17 protein-coding genes are annotated in these 19,122 nt (G+C 72.7%); 11 read left to right on the forward strand and 6 right to left on the reverse strand.

All coding sequences use genetic code 11. The features are described 5' to 3' along the window. Positions 1-66: 66 nt before the first annotated feature. From ABZK10_RS08680 to ABZK10_RS08705, 6 genes are read right to left on the reverse strand one after another with little or no spacing between them, the layout of a single operon-like run. Entirely contained in the window at positions 67-3,117 is a 3,051-nt protein-coding gene (locus ABZK10_RS08680; protein WP_353808785.1) for an aldehyde dehydrogenase family protein, read from the reverse strand. Continuing rightward, a complete protein-coding gene (locus ABZK10_RS08685; RefSeq protein ID WP_353808786.1) occupies positions 3,114-3,839 on the reverse strand; it encodes an SDR family NAD(P)-dependent oxidoreductase in 726 nt (241 codons plus the stop codon). The genes ABZK10_RS08680 and ABZK10_RS08685 overlap by 4 nt, the downstream gene beginning before the upstream one ends. Beyond that, positions 3,836-5,884: an oxidoreductase gene (locus ABZK10_RS08690; protein WP_353808787.1), complete on the reverse strand. Its 2,049-nt coding sequence runs from the start codon at positions 5,882-5,884 to the stop codon at positions 3,836-3,838. The genes ABZK10_RS08685 and ABZK10_RS08690 overlap by 4 nt, the downstream gene beginning before the upstream one ends. Next, a complete protein-coding gene (locus tag ABZK10_RS08695; protein WP_353808788.1) occupies positions 5,881-7,323 on the reverse strand; it encodes an aldehyde dehydrogenase family protein in 1,443 nt (480 codons plus the stop codon). The genes ABZK10_RS08690 and ABZK10_RS08695 overlap by 4 nt, the downstream gene beginning before the upstream one ends. Then, positions 7,320-7,721: a RidA family protein gene (locus ABZK10_RS08700; RefSeq protein ID WP_353808789.1), complete on the reverse strand. Its 402-nt coding sequence runs from the start codon at positions 7,719-7,721 to the stop codon at positions 7,320-7,322. Before ABZK10_RS08700 ends, ABZK10_RS08695 begins: the two co-directional genes overlap by 4 nt. Position 7,722: 1 nt before the next feature. Further along, complete coding sequence (locus tag ABZK10_RS08705; protein ID WP_353808790.1) at positions 7,723-8,922, reverse strand: LLM class flavin-dependent oxidoreductase; 1,200 nt, start codon at positions 8,920-8,922, stop codon at positions 7,723-7,725. 64 nt (positions 8,923-8,986) lie between these two features. Here ABZK10_RS08705 and ABZK10_RS08710 point away from each other — a divergent pair, with 64 nt between their 5' ends. The 11 genes from ABZK10_RS08710 (at position 8,987) to ABZK10_RS08760 (ending at position 19,074) form a co-directional block, all read left to right on the forward strand. Then, complete coding sequence (locus ABZK10_RS08710; RefSeq protein WP_353808791.1) at positions 8,987-9,862, forward strand: acyl-CoA thioesterase domain-containing protein; 876 nt, start codon at positions 8,987-8,989, stop codon at positions 9,860-9,862. A 51-nt stretch (positions 9,863-9,913) separates the two neighbouring features. Beyond that, positions 9,914-10,624, forward strand: a complete 711-nt coding sequence (locus ABZK10_RS08715; RefSeq protein ID WP_353808792.1) for an isochorismatase family protein — start codon at positions 9,914-9,916, stop codon at positions 10,622-10,624. Next, the gene (locus ABZK10_RS08720) at positions 10,624-11,487 is read left to right on the forward strand and encodes an amidohydrolase family protein (protein WP_353808793.1); all 864 of its coding nucleotides are present in this window, start codon (positions 10,624-10,626) and stop codon (positions 11,485-11,487) included. The genes ABZK10_RS08715 and ABZK10_RS08720 overlap by 1 nt, the downstream gene beginning before the upstream one ends. 59 nt (positions 11,488-11,546) lie before the next feature. Next, a complete protein-coding gene (locus tag ABZK10_RS08725; protein WP_353808794.1) occupies positions 11,547-12,932 on the forward strand; it encodes a dihydroorotase in 1,386 nt (461 codons plus the stop codon). After that, positions 12,929-13,339 carry a nuclear transport factor 2 family protein gene (locus ABZK10_RS08730; protein ID WP_353808795.1) on the forward strand — a complete coding sequence of 137 codons (411 nt, stop codon included), beginning with the start codon at positions 12,929-12,931 and terminating at the stop codon, positions 13,337-13,339. Before ABZK10_RS08725 ends, ABZK10_RS08730 begins: the two co-directional genes overlap by 4 nt. Then, a complete protein-coding gene (locus tag ABZK10_RS08735; protein ID WP_353808796.1) occupies positions 13,336-14,697 on the forward strand; it encodes an amidohydrolase family protein in 1,362 nt (453 codons plus the stop codon). Before ABZK10_RS08730 ends, ABZK10_RS08735 begins: the two co-directional genes overlap by 4 nt. Positions 14,698-14,701: 4 nt before the next feature. Then, entirely contained in the window at positions 14,702-15,289 is a 588-nt protein-coding gene (locus ABZK10_RS08740; protein ID WP_353808797.1) for a helix-turn-helix domain-containing protein, read from the forward strand. Positions 15,290-15,506: 217 nt separating this feature from the next. Further along, entirely contained in the window at positions 15,507-16,562 is a 1,056-nt protein-coding gene (locus tag ABZK10_RS08745) for an ABC transporter substrate-binding protein (protein ID WP_353808799.1), read from the forward strand. A 9-nt stretch (positions 16,563-16,571) separates the two neighbouring features. Beyond that, positions 16,572-17,402, forward strand: coding sequence for an ABC transporter ATP-binding protein (locus ABZK10_RS08750; RefSeq protein ID WP_353808800.1), 831 nt, complete (start codon positions 16,572-16,574; stop codon positions 17,400-17,402). Beyond that, positions 17,399-18,238 (forward strand): ABC transporter permease, encoded by an 840-nt coding sequence (locus ABZK10_RS08755; protein WP_353808801.1) that lies wholly within the window; start codon positions 17,399-17,401, stop codon positions 18,236-18,238. Before ABZK10_RS08750 ends, ABZK10_RS08755 begins: the two co-directional genes overlap by 4 nt. Continuing rightward, positions 18,235-19,074, forward strand: a complete 840-nt coding sequence (locus ABZK10_RS08760; RefSeq protein ID WP_353808802.1) for an ABC transporter permease — start codon at positions 18,235-18,237, stop codon at positions 19,072-19,074. The genes ABZK10_RS08755 and ABZK10_RS08760 overlap by 4 nt, the downstream gene beginning before the upstream one ends. The last annotated feature ends 48 nt before the right edge of the window (positions 19,075-19,122 follow it).

Raw genomic sequence — 19,122 nt, forward strand, 5'->3', positions numbered from 1 at the left:
CTTTCTGGTGGTTCGGCCGTGCGGGTCCGGCGGGCCGGGCGGAGCGGCCCGCCGGACCTGCACGGGTCAGGCGTAGTAGGGGTACGGGGCGATGTCGGGCCGGGCGGTGACCCACTGCTGCTCGGTGAAGGCGTCGGCGTTGTAGCGCGCCGAGCCGACGCGACTGCCGTTGCCGGACGCCCCGAAGCCGCCGAACGGCTGGATGACGTCGTCGACCAGGGTCTGGTCGTTGACGTGCACGTTGCCGCTGGTGACGCGGTCGGCGAAGGCGAGGCCGCGCGACATGTCGCCCGTGAGCACGCCCACCGACAGGCCGTACTCGGTGCCGTTCGTGAGCTCGACGGCCTCCTCGAAGGTCTCGAAGGCGGTGATCGGCGCGACCGGGCCGAAGATCTCACGGTCGTAGGCGGGCATGCCGGGCGTGACGGCGGTGAGCACGGTGGGCCGGTACAGCAGCCCGTCGTAGGTGCCGCCGGTCGAGACCTCCGCGCCGGCCGCGATGGTGCCCGTCACGATCTCGTGCACGGCGTCGCGCTGGGTGGCGTCGATGAGCGGGCCGACCATGGCGGCCGGGTTCTGCCACGGGTTCGCGACGAGCAGCTGCTCGGCCTTCTGGGCGAGGCGCCCAGCGTACTCGTTCGCGATCGACGCGTGCACGAGATGGCGGCTCGACGCCATGCAGATCTGGCCCGAGTGCATGAACGAGCCGAACGCGCCGGCCGTCGCGGCCTGGTCGAGGTCGACGTCGTCGAACACGACGAGCGCGGAGTTGCCGCCGAGCTCGAGGTGCACGCGCTTCATCTGCTCGGCGGCGGCCACGGCGATGCGGCGACCGGCCGCGGTCGAACCCGTGAAGGCGATGACCGGCACCTTCGGGTGCGCGACGAGCGCGGCGCCGAGCGCGCCGTCGCCGGGCAGCACCGCGAGGGCGTCCTCGGGCAGGCCCGCCTGGAGCAGCACCTCGGCGATCACGGAGCCGCCCGTGATGGCGGTGCGGGGGTCGGGCTTCACGACGACCGCGTTGCCGACCGCGAGGGCAGGGCCGATCGAGCGCAGCGCGAGGTAGAGCGGCGAGTTGAACGGCGCGATGACGCCGACCACGCCGACCGGCACGCGGCGCGACATGCTGAGACGGCCGGGCGCCGAGGGGAACAGCTCGCCGACGGGTTCGGTCGTGAGCGCGGCCGCGGCGCGCAGCGACTGCGCGCCGATCTGCAGCTGGAAGTACGAGTAGCCCATGGTGCAGCCCGCCTCGCGCACGTACCAGGGAGCGAGCTCGTCGGCGCGCTGCTCGAGCAGGTCGGCGGCGCGCAGCAGCACGGCGGCGCGCTCGGCCTGGGGCGTGGCGGCCCAGCGGCGCTGGCCCTCGACGAGGCGGTCGACGGCCGCGTCGAGGTCGGCGGGGGTCGCGGTGGCGACGCTGCCGAGCACGGCGCCCGTCGCGGCCTCGCGCACCTCGGCGGTGGTCGTGGCGGGGGCGGCCGTGCCGGCGAGCAGCGTGGAGGCGATGCGGTCGGGGTCGAGCAGGGTCATGCGATCTCCTTGGGGGGTCGAGCCGGCGGGGGGTTCCGGGTCGGGCGTGGGGGTGGAGGCGGGTGCCGTGTCCGCGGCGCCCGCCGGGGCTGCGGCGACGGCGGCGCGGATCAGGTCGGCGCCGCGATGGCCGACGGCGAACGACGCGAGCATGGTGTTCGCGCGCGGGCTGGTCGGCATGACGGATGCATCCGCGATCGACACGCCCCGGAGCCCACGCACCGCGAGGGTCTCGTCGACCACGGCGTCGTCGTCGGTGCCCATGCGGCAGGTGCCGACGAGGTGCCCGTACGATTCGAGGCGCTCCTCGGCGGCGGCGAGCGGGTCGTCGGCGCGCCACCACGGGTCGGACGGCTCGAGGAACACGCCTGCGGCGACCATGTCGTCGACGTAGGCGGCCGCGTCGTGCAGCACGGCCGTGAACGCCGCGCGGTCGGCGGGTTCGGCGAGGTGTCCGAGGCGGATCACCGGCTCGCCCACGGCGTCGATGCCGACGGAGCCGCGGCTGTGCGCGCGCATGAGGCCGATGCCGACGAGCACGTCGCGCGGGTCGGCGTCGGGCACGTACGGCCTGGCCTGGTGGGGGTAGAGGTGCACCTCGACGTGGTCGCCGGCGGGCACCCCGTCGGCAGACACCTCGTAGCGCAGCAGGCTGCCGTTGACCGGGCGCTGCCCGGCGGCATCCGGGTCGGTGCCCGCGACCTGGAGGGTCGCCCACGGGTGGTCCTGCAGGTCGGCGCCGACGGCGGGCCGGTCCACGACGGTGTCGACGCCGACCGACTCGAGCAGCGCGCGCGGGCCCACGCCGGAGCGGAGCAGGATCGCGGGCGATCCCACGGCGCCGGCGGCGAGCACGACGTGGTCGGCGTCGATGACCGCGGCACCGTCGGGCCCCACGACCTCGACGCCCGTGCAGACGCCGTCGACCAGGCGCAGCCGGCGCACCGTCGTCGACGTGACGAGCTCGATGCGATCGCGCAGCCCCGCCATGTAGGCGGCGTGCGCGCCCCACCTGCGGCCGTTCCCGATCATGTTCGTCGGCCAGTGCCCGACGCCGAGCGCGCCCGGCGCGTTCTGGTCCTCGACCCAGGCGTGCCCGCGCTCATCGGCCCAGCGGGCGAAGGCGTCGTCGATCGGCGAGAACGACAGGCGCCGGATCGGCAGCGGCCCGTCGGCGCCGTGGCCGGGGCGGTCGCCGAAGTCCTCGTCGGCCTCGATCGCTGCGAACGAGGGCTCGAGGTCGGCCCAGCCCCAACCGGGCACGCCCCACTCGTCGAAGTCCCACGGCTGGCCGCGGAGCGCCGCGGCGGCGTTGATCGAGGTGCACCCGCCGGTGACCTTGCCGCGCAGCACGATGCGGCCGGTGTCGGCGTCGAGGTGGTTCCAGAACAGCTCGTCGGGCAGCGTGATGTCGTCGAGCAGCCAGCCCGGCAGCGGCGAACCGGCGTCGGGGCCCGCCTCGACGATGGTGACGCGGGCGGTGTCGGCGAGCCGGTCGGCGAGCACGAGGCCGGCGGCGCCGCCGCCGACGACGACGACGTGGGGCCGCCGGGTCGCGGCGGCGTGTGATTCGGTTCGGGTCACGGGAGACTCTCTCCTCCGTCGAGTACGAGCACCTGGCCCGTGATCTGGGCGGCGTCGGGCGACGCCAGGTAGGCGACCGCGCCGGCGACGGCGGCGGCCGGGATCGGCTCCCCGAGCGGGATGGCCGTGAACTTGCGGGCGAGGTACGCCGGGTCGGCGAGCACGTCGGCGGTCATGGGCGAGGGCACCACGGTCGGCGCCACCGCGTTGACGCGGATGCGGTGCTCGGCCCACTCGAGTGCGAGCAGCCGGGTGAGGTGGCTGACGCCCGCCTTCGAGACCGAGTAGGCGATGGAGTTCTTCGCCGCGAGGAACGCGTGGGTCGACGAGATCGACACGATCGCCGCGCGGTCGGAGGCCGCGAGTGGTGCGAACGCGGCACGGGACATGCGGTACACCCCGCTCAGGTTCACGTCGAGCACGCCCTGCCAGGTGGCGGTGTCGGTCGCGAGGGCGTCCTTACGCACCATCACGCCGGCGGCGTTCACGAGCAGGTCGAGCCCGCCGAGCCGTTCCACGGCGGACTCGACGGCGGCCGCGCACGAGTCGTCGTCGGTCACGTCGAGCGCGATGCCGGGTGCCGCGTCCGGCAGTGTCGGCGCGGCGAGGTCGGCGGGCACCACGGAGGCGCCCTCGGCGAGCAGGCGGGCGACGAGTTCGCCGCCGACGCCGCCGCCGGCGCCGGTGACGAGGGCGCGCACGCCGTCGAGTCGGTTCGTCATGCGGATGCTCCGTTCAGTGCGTAGGGGGCACGGGCGCCGATGCCGCGTGCGACGCCCGCGTCGGCGACGCCCGCGACCGTGGCGGCGGCGCGGCCCTCGTACACGGCCTCCTGCACGGTGCGCGGCGCGAACGCGTCGCCCACGAGGTGCAGTTCGCCGGCGAATCCGGCGGCCTCGAGCGCGTCGAACAGCTCGGTGCGGGCGAGCGCGGGGCGCACGTGCACGACCGCGTCGACGTCGTCGATCGCGACGGGTGCGGCGGTGCCGACCGCGGGACGCACCTCGAGCCGGCGCTCGCCGGTGGACGCGAGGCGACCGAGCGTGTGGATCGCGACGCCCGCCTCGGTGAGGCGCTCGCCGAGGGCGAGACGCGAGTACACGGTGACCTGCGCGGCGTACGCGGCGGTGGGGGAGACGAGGTGCACGTCGACGCCGAGGCCCGCGAGGTGCGACACCACGGCGCTCGCCTCCCAGGTGCCGGTCTCGTCGAGCACCACGCACCGGCGGCCGGCGCGCGACGGGTCGGCGAGCACGTCGACCGCGTCGAGCACGGGCGTGCCGTCCAGGGGCATCCGCGTCGTGTCGTCCGGCAGTGCGCCCGTGGCCAGCACGACCACGTCGGGCCGCCACGCGACGATGTCGGCGGCGGTCGCGGTCGTGCCGAGCACGACGTCGACGGTGCTGCGCGACAGCTCGGCCTCGAGGTCCTCGAGCAGCAGTCCGAACCGCTCGCGCCCGTGGGCGCGCACGATGGAGCGGATGCCGCCGCCGACCGCGTCGCGCGTATCGACGAGGCGCACCTCGTGGCCGTGCAGGTCGGCGGTGATCGCCGCCTCGAGCCCGGCGGGCCCGGCACCGACGACGAGGATGCGGCGCCCGGCACGCGGTGCCGCCGCCGCGTCGTCCCAGGCGCGCTCGCGGCCGACCGCGGGGTTGACGGTGCACGTGATCGGCACGATCGCCTCGAGGTTGGCGTTGCAGCCCTGGTTGCAGGCGATGCAGCTGCGGGCGCGCACCGGGGTGATCGGCAGCGCGCGTCCGGCGGCGGGGCCCCCGGGTCGAGAGGCGAGCGCCGGGTCGGCGATGTGCGCCCGGGCGAACCCGACCATGCTCGCCTCGCCCGCGTCGAGGATCTCCTGCCCGGTGGCGAGGTCGTCGATGCGGCAGATTGCGAGCACCGGGATCTCGGGGAACTCGCGCGAGAACCGCGCGGGCAGGTCGCGGAACGGCGCGGTGCCCCAGCTCATGTCGGCCATCTGGGTCGCGAGCGACGCGGCGCCGATGTACGCCGAGTGGCTCACGTGCAGGAAGTCGAGCGGGCCGTCGTCGAGCAGGGCGCGCACGATCGCGACCGTGTCGTCGGGGGTGAGGCCGCCCGGCAGGAACTCGTCGGCGCTGAGGCGCACGCCGACGGCGGCATGACCGTCGACCGCGTCGCGCACGGCGGCGACGCACTCGCGTGCGAGCCGCAGGCGGCCCGCGAACGACCCGCCGTACGCGTCGGTGCGGTGGTTCGTCACGGGGGAGAGGAACTGCTGGAGCAGGTGCCCGTGGCCGAGGTGCACCTCCATGCCGTCGAAGCCCGCGGCCACGACGCGGCGCGCGGCGTCGGCGAAGCCCTGCACGACGGTGCGGATGTCGTGGCGGTTCATCGCGTGCGGCACGTGGGCGCCGGTGCTCCACGGCGTGGGGCCCGCGCCGAACGAGCCGTGGTGCTCGTCGCCCGAGTGGCGGCCCGTGTGCAGCAGCTGCGCGAACAGCGCGGCGCCCTCCGCGTGCACGGTGTCGGCGAGCGCCGTGAGGCCGGGCAGCGCCTCGTCGTCGTACGCGTGCACGCCGAGGCGGCGCAGGCTCGTCGGGTGCACCCGGATGCCCTCGGTGATGATGAGGCCGGCGCCGCCGCGCGCGCGGGCGCGGTGGTAGTCGAGGTGTCGATCGGTGACGAGGTTGTCACCCGACTGCCCGAAGTTCGTCGTGTGCGGCGCGACGAAGACCCGGTTGCGCAGCCCAGCGGGCCCGAGCCGGATCGGGTCGGCGAGGCTCACCATTTCGTCGAGACCGACTTCACGTCGGTGTAGAACTCGACCGCATGGCGGCCCTGGGAATGGATGACGCCGCGGAACGACGCACGACGGCCGCCGAACGCGATCGTCGCGGTGGGAGCCGCGACGCTCACGTTGACGCCGACGTTGCCGACGTCCGCGCGACGCGTGAACTCCCGAGCGACGCCGCCGTCGGCGGTGAAGATGCACGCGGCGTTGCCGAACGGGGAGGAGTTCACGAGCGCGACCGCGTCGTCGAGCGTGTCGACCGCGACGAGCGAGGCGAGCGGCGCGAACGTCTCGCTCGACAGCAGCGGGCTGTCGGCCGGCACGCCGTCGAGCACCGTCGGCCCGAAGTAGAACCCGCCGTCGCCGATGCGCTCGCGCCCGTCGACCAGCACCTCGGCGCCGGCCGCCTCGGCGGCGTCGACCGCGGCGCGAGCCGCCTCCACGGCCGCGCGCGAGACCAGCGGGGGCACGTCGGTGGAGGCATCCGCCCCCGGCCCCGTCGTGAGACCGGCCGCGATGCGCGCGAGCTCGGCGACGAGCGCCTCGTGCCGCTCGCCGACGGTCACGACGATGCTGCCGGAGAGGCAGCGCTGGCCGCCCATCGTGAACGCGCTGGCGGCGATGGCCGTCGCGGTGGCGACGGGGTCGGCGTCGGGCAGCACCACGATCGGGTTGCGCGCGCCGCCGGCGGCGTGCACGCGCTTGCCCGCCGCGCTCGCCCGGGCGTAGACGGCCGCCGCGGTCGCCGACGAGCCGACGAGCGAGATCGCGGCGATGCCGGGGTGGTCGCAGAGCGCCTCGACGACGGGTCGTCCGCCGTGCACGACGTTGAACGCGCCCGGCGGGAAGCCCACCTCGAGGGCGAGCTCGCCGACGCGGGCCAGCGTGTAGGGTGCCTGCTCGCTCGGCTTCACGACGACCGTGTTGCCGCACGCGAGCGCCCAGGCCCAGTAGATGAGCCCGGTCATGATCGGGAAGTTGAACGGCGGCACGACCGCGACCACGCCGAGCGGTTCGCGGATCACCGACGCGTCGAGCCCGGGCAGGATGTCGAACACCTGCTCGCCGGTGAGCAGCGCCGGGGCGGTCGCGGCCGCCTCGAGGTGCTCGACGGCGCGGGCCAGCTCGGCGCGCGCATCGGCGAGGGTCTTGCCGTTGTCGGCGGTGATGGTGGCGGCGAGCTCGTCGGCGTGCGCCTCGAACGAACGGGCGAGCGCGGTCAGCCGGCGGGCGCGCACGGTCGCGGGTGTCGCCGACCAGCCGGGGAACGCCTCGGCGGCCGCGGCGACGGCGAGCTCCACGCCGGCCACGTCGTCGAGCGCGACGCTGCCGACGGCCTCGCCGGTCGCGGGGTCGAAGACGGGGGCGGATGCGCCGGTGAGCTCGCGCGGCCCGCGCTCGGCGCCGATCACCCAGTCGGGAGTCGTGGTCATCGCGCACCTCCCGGCTTCACGGCGACGACGTCGATCTCGACGCGGCACTCGCTGCCGATGCCGACGTACACGGTCGCCCGCGTCGGGAACTCGCCCGGCGCCCAGTACTGCCGGTAGACCGAGTTCATCTCGTCGTAGTACTCGCGCTCCGAGAGGTAGACGGTCGTCTTCACGACGTCGGCGATGGTGCAACCGGCGTCGGCGAGGATCGCCGCGAGCGCGTCGAGCACGAGGCGCGTCTCGTCGGCGATCGTCACGGCCTCGGCCATGCGCGTGCGGGTGTCGTTGTCGAACGCCATCCCGTTGGCGAAGACCATGGTCTCGGTCTCGACGCCCTGGGAGAGCGGGTAGGAGTCGTCGTACTGGGGTCCCTCGGGGACCCGGATCACTCGTCGCATGTCAGTCTCCGGTCAGGGGGCCGAAGCCCTCGGGGGCGAGCGGCTTCAGGCTGGGCTGGGCGGCGCCGGGGAAGTGGGGCATGACCTCGTCGACGAACAGGCGGTTCGAGCGCATGACCTGCTCCTGGGTGAGGCCCGGGATCCACGACCAGAGCACGAGGCGGTCGACGCCGTACTCGGAGTTGAGGTGGGCGATCTGCTCGCGCACGGTCTCGGGCGAGCCGATGAACAGGTGCTCGCGCGGGTACAGGAAGTCCCACCACGACCCGGTCTGCTCCTCGTCGGTGAGCTCCTCGCCCGGGTTGGCGAAGATGCCGCGCGGGCGCACGCCGCCGACGTACATGTAGAGGTCCTCGATGAGCTGGCGCGCCTCGCGCTCGGCCTGCTCGTCGGTCTCGGCGACGTAGACCATGCGCATGAGGCTCGTGCCGGTGCCGCGGGGCACGTCGTGTCCGAGCGTCTCGGCGAGCGTGTCCTCGTAGGCGGTCATGACCTCGCGCAGGCCCTCGCGGGAGCGCAGCCAGGTGATGACGTTCATGCGCTCCTGGGCGCTGCGGATGAAGCCGGGGGTCTTGTCGAGCAGGTTCCACATCGACGGGTACGGTTTCTGGTACGGCTTCGGGATGATCGACATGGCGATGTACTCGCCGTCCTCGCTGCGCCACGCGGGGTTGCGCGGGTACCAGGTCGCGCCGTCCTGGATGTTGCCGTTCGGGAAGGTGAAGAACTCGCCCTGGTGGGAGAACGCCTCCATGGTCCAGGCCTTCTTCACGACCTCGAGCTGCTCGAGGAAGTAGCGCCAGTTGCGCTCCTCGTCGGTGCGCCGGTCGGCCTCGGGGTGGAAGTTCATGAACTCGCGCTGCTGGATGCCGCGGGCGACGCCGACGTCGAGGCGGCCCTTCGACAGTTGGTCGAGGTAGGCGAGGTCCTCGGCGAGGCGCAGCGGGTGCCAGAACGGCGGGGTCACGGCGCCGGTGCCGATGCGCAGCTGCTTCGTAATGCCGGCGACATATGCGCCTGCCATGATCGGGTTCGGATTGATCTCGAAGCCCTCACCGCCGAAGTGGTGCTCGCCCTGCCAGAGCGTTCCGAACCCCGACTCGTCGAGGTGGATGATCTGCTCGGTGGCCATGTCGAGCAGCTCGCCGTAGCGGTAGACGTTTCCGGGGTTGTCCATGGTGAACAGGTAGTCGAATTGCACGGCGGCTCCTTGTGTGAATCTATACTGCAAGTGTGTACACCAATACAGCACACTTCGTCCAGTCATGCCAGTCCTGAGCGCACCCGAGCGCCGCTCGGCGGGTGAGGTCGCGGTCGAGTTCGACCCGGCCTGGTCGGTGCGCGCGATGTTCGGCGGGGCCGTCGCGGCGGTCGCCGTGCGTGCGGCGCGCCTGACGCTGCGCGAGCCGCTCGCCCTCTCCGACGCGCTCTTCGCGTTCGTCGCGCCGACCCCGCCGGGGGAGGCGATCGTGCGCGTTTCGCCGCACCGGAACGGCCGCCGGTTCGCCGGCGCGGACGTCGAGGTGGTGTCGGATGGGGCGACCACGATGCGCGGCATGCTCGCTTTCGCGGCTGGGGGCGAGCGGATGCCTCCGGCGGACGCAGCGGCCCAGCCCGCGCTGCCCGGCCCGGTGTCGGTCGCGTTCGACGGGGCGGCCGAGTGGAGCGCACTCGCCGGATGGCTCGACGCGGCGACGGCGCCCGCGGGGGCGGACATCTCGAGGCTGACGTATGCGACCGGGCCGCACGCCGGTACGCGGTCGGCGCCCGCGACGCCTGCCGGGTTCACGTCCGCCGTGCGTGCGATCGGGGCGTTCGCGAGCCTCCCGGTCGATGAGTGGGCGTGCATCGCCGCCGACCTGGTGGGCCCCGCCCTCGTGCCGCTCCGGCGCGGGCCGTTCGCCGTTGCGACCGCGACGCTCTCGCTCACGATGCACGCGAACGCGCCCGTCGGGGCGTGGTGGTGGCAGCACGTCTCGGCGCGCTGCGCGGACGGCGTCGCGCGTTCCGAACTCGAGCTGCGCACGGCGTCCGGCGCACTCCTCGCGCGCTCCCAGCAGTCCGCCGTCGTGCTGCCGGCGGAGCCGGCTGAGCTGCCGCGGAGTATCACCGCGTTCGGAAGTTCTGGTATTACTTCATGAACGTCCGCTATGAATTGACATCGACCGAACGGGGTCCCTACCGTGACTGACGTGCCCGCATCGAACAGCCACTCCTGGTGGTCGAACTCCGTGAGCGCCGACGACGAGGCGCTCTACGCCCGCGCCGGCTTCGGCCGCAGCACCGGGCTGCGCGAGCGCGCCGCGCTGCTGGTGATCGACGTGCAGTACCGCACGGTCGGGCACCACCGCGTGCCGATCGCGGAGGCGATGGACGAGTACCCGACCGCGACCGGTGACCGTGGCTGGGCCGCCGTCGACCGCATCGCCGGGCTCCTCGCGACGAGCCGCGCCGCGGGCGTGCCCGTGCTGTTCCCGCACGTGGCGCCGAAGACCGACACCACGCCCGGCGGCTACCGCGACAAGTCGCCGACGCTCGCGTCGTCCGACCCGGCCGCCTACGAGTTCGTCGCCGAGGCCGCACCGGCACCGGGCGACATCCTCGTGCCGAAGGACCACCCGAGCGCGTTCTTCGCGACCGGCCTGCTCACCCACCTGGTGCAGCTCGGCGTCGACACGGTCGTGCTCACGGGCTGCACCACGAGCGGCTGCGTGCGGGCGAGCGCCGTCGACGCGTTCTCCTACGGGTTCCGGGTGGCCGTGGTCGGCGATGCCGTGTACGACCGCACCGACACCGCGCACGAGGTGTCGCTGTTCGACCTGTCGAGCAAGTACGCCGACGTGATCGGCGCCGACGAGGCATCCGCCTACCTCGCCGGACAGGCTGCGCGGGCGGGCGCCTGATGCGCGTCGACTGGCACTCGCACACCTGGCTGCCCGAGCACCTCGGGCCCGAGTGGGGGCCCGAGTACGACGCGAACGTCGGCTGGCCGACCAGCGCCGCCGGCTCGTGGGCGGCGCACCGCGACGCGATGGACGAGGCCGGCATCGACGTGGCCGTCGTGCTCGCGCTCGTGGTCTGCGACATCGACCTCGACATCCCGAACGAGTTCGTCGCCGGACTCGTCGAGGCCGACCCGACCCGCGCCGTCGGCTTCGCGAGCGTCGACCCGAACGACCCGCACGCCGTCGACAAGGTGCGCTACGCGGCGAACGACCTCGGGCTGAAGGGCCTGAAGCTCTCGCCGCCGTACCAGCGGTTCCACCCGCACTCCGACGCGGCCTGGCGGGTCTACGAGGCGGCGGCCGACCTGGGGCTCGCCATCACGTTCCACCAGGGCGGGGTGTTCCTGCGCTCCGGGGCGCTGGAGTACGCCCAGCCGATGCTGCTCGACAAGGTCGCGCGCACCTTCCGCGAGATGCCGATCATCATCGCCCACGCCGGGCAGCCGTGGAGCTTCGAGACCCAGGCCGTGATGTTCAAGAACCCGAACGTCTTCACCGACCTGTCGGCCCGCTACGGCCGCCCGGCGCAGCTCGCGGGCATCCTGCGCGGCCTCGTCGACTACGGCGTGGAGGGCCGCGTGCTGTTCGGCTCCGACTTCCCGACCTACCGGCCCGCCGACTGCCTCGCGCAGTTCCGCGCGCTCGGCGAGACCCCGCCGGCGGGCACCGCACCGTTCGACCCCGCGCTCATCGAGGCCATCATCGACGACCGCCCGCTCTCGCTCGTCGGCATCGAGCACCCGAACACCCTCGCCGACTGACGCCCCGCCGCCCGACGCACCGACCCGACCGCACCGACCGCACCACCCACGGGAGAACCATGACCGACACCTACGACCTCATCCTGCGCGGCGGCACCGTCGTGCGCCCCGGCACCGAGCCCGCGCTCGCCGACGTCGCCGTGCGCGACGGCCGCGTCGCCGCCCTGCTCGAGCCGGGCACCGACGCCGACGCCGCACAGGTGGTCGACGTGACCGGCCAGCACGTGCTGCCCGGCTCGGTCGACCCGCACCTGCACATCGGACTCGGCAACGGCGTCGACGAGTACCCGGGCGAGACCGGTGCGGCCGCGCTGGGCGGCGTCACCACGGTCTTCAACATCCTCTCGAACCCTGGCTCGTACGTGCCGGTGCTCGAGGAGCACATCGGCCGCGCCGCCGACACCGCGCGCATCGACTTCGGCTTCCACGCCGTGCTCATGACCGAGGACCACCTCGCCGAGCTCGACACCCTGCAGGACGACTTCGGGCTGACCTCGTTCAAGTACTTCATGAGCTTCCGCGGCGACGAGGGCAAGTACCTCGGCGTCGAGGGCACCCACGACGGCAAGATGTGGGACATCTTCCAGGCGGTGGCCGCGCGCGACGCCCTGCTGTTCGTGCACGCCGAGAACCTCGAGGTCGTCTGGTCGCTGCGCGACCGCCTCGTCGAATCGGGCCGCACCGACCTCGCCGCGTGGGACGACTCGCGCCCGCCGTTCGTCGAGGCCGAGGCCGTGCGCCGCGCCACCTACTTCGCCCAGGCGACCGGCCTGCACCTGTACCTCGTGCACATCTCGACCGCCGACTCGCTCGCGCAGATCCGCCACGCGCGCGCCGAGTTCCCCGACCTCGACCTCTCGGTCGAGACCTGCCCGCACTACCTGACCCACACGGTCGACTTCGCCGGCGGCACCGTCGGCAAGGTGAACCCCCCGCTGCGCCGCCCCGAGCACGTCGACGCGGTCTGGGAGGCGGTCGCCGACGGCACCGTGAACACGATCGGCTCCGACCACGTGAGCCGGAAGCGCGCCACCAAGGACGGCACCATCTGGCAGGCGAGCGCCGGCTTCCCCGGGGCGCCGACCGCGCTGCCGGTACTGCTCACCTACGGGCACCTCGAGCGAGGCATCCCGCTGCAGGACATCGTGGAGCGCACCGCGGCCGAGCCCGCGCGCCTGCTCGGCCTCGGGGGCCGCAAGGGCGACCTCGCGCCCGGCTACGACGCCGACCTCGTGGTCGTCGACCTCGCCGAGCGCCGCTCCGCCGACCCGGCGTGGCTCGGCACCAACTCCGACTACTCGCTCTACGAGGACCACGAGCTCACGGGCTGGGCCCGCCACACGTTCGTGCGCGGCCGGCAGGTCGTGCGCGACGGCGAGGTGGTCGGCGCGCCCGGCACGGGCGAGTACGTGCACCAGGCGACCGGGCGGGAGGCCCAGCGATGACGGATTCCACGCGCGAGCAGAACCTCGCGGTGCTGCGGGGCTACTTCGAGGCGATGTCCGCGGGCGGCCCGCCCGCGGCGATGCCGTTCTACCACCCGGAGGTCGTGCTGGAGGTGCCCGGCGGGCACGCGGCATCCGGCACCTGGGAGGGGCACGAGGGCGTCGGCCGGTTCGGCGCCACCATGGCCGGGCTGACCGACCGCACGTTCCGGCTGTCGCCGGTCGACCTGCTCGCGAGCGACGACCATGTCGTCACGATCGCGGATGCCTCGGCCACCGTCGGCGATGCCGAGCTGGCGTGGCGGCGAGTGATCGTCTCCGAGGTGCGCGACGGCATGCTCGCCCGCCTGCGCTTCTTCGAGTCCGACCAGGCGGGCGTCGACGCACTGCTGGGAGGTCGCGCATGACCGGCATCCGCGTCATCACCGCACCGCTCGCGTTCGTCGACGACGCGTGGATCGCCGACGCGGCGATCGCGATCCACGGCGACCTCATCGCCTGGGCGGGGCCCGCGTCGGAGCTGCCCGAGCGATTCGCCGGGGCATCCGTCGAGGCATGGGGCGACCGGGCCGTCGTGCCCGGCGGGGTCAACGGCCACGGCCACACCTTCCAGGCGCTCGTGCGGGGCTTCGGCGACGACCTGCGCTTCGCCGACTGGATGGGCGGGCTCGTGCACCCGACGGCCGCCGGGCTGGGCGCCGACGGCATCCGCATCGGAGCCGAGTTCGACTTCGTCGAGATGCTCCGCATGGGCATCACGACCGCGGTCGAGTACTTCTACCTGCACGACCGGGGCAACGAGAACTCGCGCGTCATCCTCGACGCGGCCCGCTCGGTCGGCATGCGCACCGTGCTCGCGCGCTGCATGTTCGACGCCGACCCGGGGCCGGTGCGCTACCGCGAGTCGCTCGCCGAGTACGAGGCGAACTACCGCGAGCTCGCGACCGAGCTGGCCGACGACCCGCTGCTGCACGTGCACCCCGCGCCGCACTCGGTGCTCGGCACGAGCGCGGAGATGCTGCGGCTCGGCAACGCGCTCGCGCGCGAGTTCGACGTGCCGCTGCACACCCACGTCGCCGACAGCCCCGGCGAGGTGGGCGTCTCGCGCTCGCGCTGGGACCTCACGCCCGTCGGCCGCCTCGCCGACGTCGGCGTGCTCGACGAGTACCTGCTCGCCGTGCACGCGGTGAACGTCGACGAGCACGACCTCGCGCTGCTCGCGTCCTCGGGCGCGACCGTCGTGCACAACCCGAGTGCCAACGCGTTCCTCGGCGGCGGGGTCATGCCGCTCGTGCGCATGCGCGAGCTCGGCATCCCCGTCGCGCTCGGCACCGACGCGGGCGGGGCGAACAGCCGCCAGTCGCTGTTCGAGGAGATGCGCATGTCGGCGCTGCTCGCGAAGGCGACCGCGCAGGACGCGAGCGTCGTCACCGCGACCGACGTGCTCCGGCTCGGCACCTCCGCCGGCGGTGCGGCGCTGCGGATGCCGGTGGGGCGCATCGCCGCCGGCTTCGCCGCCGACCTGGTCTCGCTCGACCTCGAGGCGCCGTCGCTGAAGCCACGTCGCACCGCGACCCAGAACGTCGTGTACTCGATGCAGCCCGAAGCGATCGACCGCGTGCTCGTGGGAGGCCGCACGGTCGTCGACGACGGCGAGGTGGTGACGGTCGACGTGCCGCGCGTGCTCGCCGAGGTCGACGTGCTGACCGCGTCGTGGACGCCCCTGACCGGCACCCATCCGGCTCCCGCCGCGTCGGTAGACTGACGCGATGACCAACACGGACGCGATCGAGCCGGTCGAGGACGAGTTCGACGAGCACGAGCTCGGTGCGCACATCCGTGAGCTGCGCGGTCAGCACCGCATGTCGCTGCGCACGCTCGCCGCCCACGCCGATGTCTCGGTGTCGTTCCTCTCCCAGGTGGAGCGCGGCACGGCGAGCCCGTCGATCGCGAGCCTCATGCGCATCGCGAAGGCGCTCGGCAAGACCATCGGCGACCTCTTCGAGGAGCGCGCCGACAACTGGCTCGTGCGCGCGGGCGAGGCCCGTCGCCTCATCCACCCGAACCGGCAGTGGGAGGAGGAGATGCTGACCCCGCGCCAGTTCTCCAAGCTCCAGGTCATCCGCTCCACCCTCGCCGTGGGCGGCAGCACGGGCGACGAGGTGCTGAGCTACGACCCGTCCGAGACGAGCATGCTCATCCAGTCGGGCCGGGTCGATGTCTCGGTCGGCTCGGAGCGGTACACGCTCGAGCCCGGCGACTGCCTGTCGTACGACCCGAGCAGCCAGCACACGATCACGAACATCGGCGACGAGCCGTGCGTGATCATCTTCGCGAGCTCCGCGCCGGTCTACTGACCGCGCGCGGGTGACGGGACGACGCGGTTCCGGCGCCCAGACGGACCCTGCGGACGGGTCCTGATCGACGATTGTCGAAATTCTCTGCGGCTCGTAACACGTTCGAAACGATCTACGCAGTCCTCCGAAACAGTCGCTCCGTAGCATCCGGTATAGGTGTTCAAGTGTGAATGAATACCGAACAGATACCGACCCGAATCTGCATCAGGAGTCTGCCATGTCCTTCCCCCATCGTGCACGATCTCGCCGTGCATCCGCCGTCGCGGCGCTCGCCGCGGCATCCGCCCTGGTCCTCGCCGGGTGCTCGTCCACCTCGGAGGCATCCGATGCCGCATCCGACGAGGGCTTCGGCACGATCTCGGTCCAGCTCTCCTGGATCAAGAACGTGGAGTTCGCCGGCGAGTACGTCGCCGATGACGCCGGATACATCGAGGAGGCCGGGTTCGACTCGGTCGAGCTCGTCGCCGGCCCGTCGGCCGCCGAGTCGCTCGTCGCATCGGGCAGCGCCACGCTCGGCCTGACCGACCCGATCTCGGTCGCACCCGCGATCGTCAACGAGGGCGCGCCGATCAAGATCATCGCGACCACGTACCAGAAGAACCCGTTCACCATCCTCTCGATGGCCGACGCGGGCGACATCCAGACGCCCGAGGACCTCGTCGGCAAGCGCATCGGCGTGCAGGCGGGCAACGAGACCCTGTTCGACGCGCTGCTGGCCGCCAACGGCATCTCCGCAGACGACGTGACGGTCGTGCCGGTCGAGTACGACCCGAGCGTGCTCGTGGCGGGCGACGTCGACGGCTTCCTCGCGTACATCACGAACGAGTCGATCATCGTCGAGTCGCAGGGCTACGAGGTGACGAACCTCCCGTTCGCCGACAACGGCCTGCCGTTCGTCACCGAGAGCCTCATCGCCTCGCAGGAGACCATCGACGAGCAGCCCGAGATGCTGGGCGCGTACCTCTACGCGCTCATCCGCGGCTGGCAGGACGCCTACGCCGACCCGCAGGCCGCGGTCGACCTGACCATGGACCTGTACGGCGAGGAGCTCGGACTCGACCCCGACGTGCAGTACGACCAGCACCTCCAGGCCGAGGAGCTCATCAACACCGACGACACGGCGGCGAACGGCCTGTTCACCATGACCGACGAGCTGATCGCCGAGAACCTCGAGGTGCTCTCGAGCGTCGGCACCGACATCGCCGCCGACGACCTGTTCGACTTCAGCATCCTCGAGCAGGTCTACGCCGACCACCCCGAACTGATTGGCTGATCCGACGCAATGAGCAGTGACGAACTGCTCGCCGAGGCGGACTCCCGCTCCCGTGACCACGGGAGCGGGATCCGCATCGACGGGCTCACGAAGACCTTCTCGACCGGGCGGAAGCAGGTCACCGCGCTCGACGACGTGCACCTCGCCACCACCCAGGGCAGCTTCCTCTCGCTGCTGGGGCCGAGCGGATGCGGCAAGTCGACGATCCTCCGCATCCTGGCCGGGCTCGAGCAGCCGAGCGCCGGCGAGACGTTCATCGACGGCAAGACCCCCGCCGAGACACGTTCGAGTGGCGAGCTCGGCATCGCGTTCCAGGACGCGGCGCTGCTGCCCTGGCGCACGGTCGCCGCGAACATCCGCCTGCCGCTCGAGGTCGCGGGCAAGAAGGTCGACCGCGAGGCCATCGACGCCCTGATCGACCTGGTCGGCCTGCGCGGGTTCGAGAAGGCGCGCCCGGCGCAGCTGTCGGGCGGCATGCGCCAGCGCGTGTCGATCGCGCGCGCCCTCGTGGTGAACCCCAGCGTGCTGCTGCTCGACGAGCCGTTCGGCGCGCTCGACGACATGACCCGGCAGCGCCTCAACCTCGAGCTGCAGCGCATCTGGACCGAGCGCCCCGCCACGACCCTGCTCGTGACGCACGGCATCTCCGAGGCGATCTTCCTCTCCGACCAGGTCGCCGTGATGAGCGCGCGGCCGGGTCGCATCGCCGAGGTGATCGACGTCGACCTGCCGCGCCCGCGCACCCCCGAGATGATGCGCAGCCCCGAGTTCCACGCCCTCGAGGACCGCGCGTCCGAGCTGCTGTTCGGCGCGCACGGCGCCGCGGGGGACGACTCGTGAGCACGGCCGTCGCCGGGCTCTCGCACCGCGCCCGTTCGCGGGTGCTCGGTGCCGGCGGCGTGCTGGTGCTGATCGCGCTGTGGTGGATCTCGGCCGAGACCGTGTTCAGCCAGGTCGGCGTGAGCCCCACCGGCGAGGGGGGTTCGATCCCGTCGCCGCTCGACGTCGTGGGCGCGATCGTCGCCGACGGCCCGATGTTCTACCTGAACAACGTCGCCGTCACCGCGCGCGAGGCGGCACTCGGCTACCTGTGGGGCAACGGCATCGCCATCGCCCTCGCGTTCCTCGTGATCGTGCTGCCGTTCCTCGAGGGCACGGTCACGCAGATCGCGGTCATCAGCTACTGCGTGCCGATCGTGGCCATCGGGCCGATCGTGCGCATCGTCATCGGCACCCCCTCGCCGGGCGAGCCGTCGGGCACGGCGATCTTCCTGGCCGCGATGCTCCCGTTCTTCACGACGGTGACCGGATGCCTCCTCGGCCTGCGCGCCACGGACCGCACCATCCTCGACGTGGTGAACGCCTACGGCGGGTCGCGCTTCACGCAGCTGCGCAAGGTGCGGCTGATCGCGGCGCTGCCCGCCATCCTCAACGCGCTCAAGATCGCCGCGCCGGCGGCGTTCCTCGGCGCGATCATCGGCGAGTACCTCGGCGGCGTCGACTCCGGCATCGGCCCGGCGCTCGTCAACGCCCAGCAGAACCTCAACGCGCCCCGCGCGTGGGCGCTCGCGCTCGTCATCGGCCTGGCCTCCGGCCTCGCCTACTTCGTGACCTCGCTGATCGCCCGGTTCGTGACGCCCTGGTCGGCCGGCCGCACGACGGGAGGCGTCTCGTGAGCACCATCGCCGACGCGGGCCGCTCGCTGCGCGCACTGCCCGCCCACCCGGCGCTGCGCGCCGGCCTGAAGGCCGCGGGCAACGCGCTCGTCACCTTCGCGATCGTCATCGCGATGTGGTGGCTCGCGCTCATCCTGCTCGACGTGCCCGCGTTCGTCGGCAAGACGCCCGTCGACGTCTGGAACTTCCTGTTCACGGTGCCCGCCGCGGCCGAGAACCGGGAGTTCGTCGCCGACATGCTGGGGGAGACCCTCGTCGACGCCACCCTGGGCTTCACGCTCGGCCTGGGCGTGGCGTTCGTGCTGGCATCCGTGTTCCTGGTGTTCCGGAGCGTCGAGCAGACGCTCATGCCGATCGCCCTGCTGCTGCAGTCGGTGCCGCTCATCGCCATCGCGCCGATCATCATCCTGATCTTCGGTCGCGAGACGGCGACCACCGCGGTGATGGGCGCGATCGTCGTGCTCTTCCCGGCGCTCGTGACGCTCGTCTTCGGCCTGCGCTCCGCGTCGCCGCAGATGATCGACGTCGTCGAGGTGTTCGGCGGATCCGACTGGACCGTGCTGCGGAAGGTCTCGATCCCGTCGGCGATGCCCGCGTTGTTCGCGACGATCCGCATCTCGATCCCGGGTGCGATCACGGGCGCGATGATCGCCGAGTGGCTCGCGACCGGGCGCGGCATGGGCTACGCCATCGTCGCCGCGGTCGGCTCGTCGCAGATGTCGCTGGTGTGGACGCTCGCCGTGGTCGTGACGATCACGTCGATCCTCCTCTACATGGTCGTCTCGGTCGTGGAGCGCACCGTGCTCGCCCGCATCGGCATGAGCCCGACCCGCTAGCCCGCCTCCCCGCCCGGTCCCGGGCTCCAGACCCGTCAATTTCCTGCC

This window comes from Agromyces sp. SYSU T00194 (genome assembly GCF_040496035.1).
In the GTDB taxonomy this organism is placed as follows: Bacteria; Actinomycetota; Actinomycetes; order Actinomycetales; family Microbacteriaceae; genus Agromyces; species Agromyces chitinivorans.

Bases quoted from the DNA above. Each gene is read 5' to 3' on its own strand.
- ABZK10_RS08745 (WP_353808799.1), top strand. From the start codon at position 15,507: ATGTCCTTCCCCCATCGTGCACGATCTCGCCGTGCATCCGCCGTCGCG.
- ABZK10_RS08735 (WP_353808796.1), top strand. From the start codon at position 13,336: ATGACCGGCATCCGCGTCATCACCGCACCGCTCGCGTTCGTCGACGAC.
- ABZK10_RS08750 (WP_353808800.1), top strand. From the start codon at position 16,572: ATGAGCAGTGACGAACTGCTCGCCGAGGCGGACTCCCGCTCCCGTGAC.
- ABZK10_RS08710 (WP_353808791.1), top strand. From the start codon at position 8,987: ATGCCAGTCCTGAGCGCACCCGAGCGCCGCTCGGCGGGTGAGGTCGCG.
- ABZK10_RS08725 (WP_353808794.1), top strand. From the start codon at position 11,547: ATGACCGACACCTACGACCTCATCCTGCGCGGCGGCACCGTCGTGCGC.
- ABZK10_RS08740 (WP_353808797.1), top strand. From the start codon at position 14,702: ATGACCAACACGGACGCGATCGAGCCGGTCGAGGACGAGTTCGACGAG.
- ABZK10_RS08685 (WP_353808786.1), bottom strand. From the start codon at position 3,839: ATGACGAACCGACTCGACGGCGTGCGCGCCCTCGTCACCGGCGCCGGC.
- ABZK10_RS08720 (WP_353808793.1), top strand. From the start codon at position 10,624: ATGCGCGTCGACTGGCACTCGCACACCTGGCTGCCCGAGCACCTCGGG.
- ABZK10_RS08695 (WP_353808788.1), bottom strand. From the start codon at position 7,323: ATGACCACGACTCCCGACTGGGTGATCGGCGCCGAGCGCGGGCCGCGC.
- ABZK10_RS08730 (WP_353808795.1), top strand. From the start codon at position 12,929: ATGACGGATTCCACGCGCGAGCAGAACCTCGCGGTGCTGCGGGGCTAC.
- ABZK10_RS08700 (WP_353808789.1), bottom strand. From the start codon at position 7,721: ATGCGACGAGTGATCCGGGTCCCCGAGGGACCCCAGTACGACGACTCC.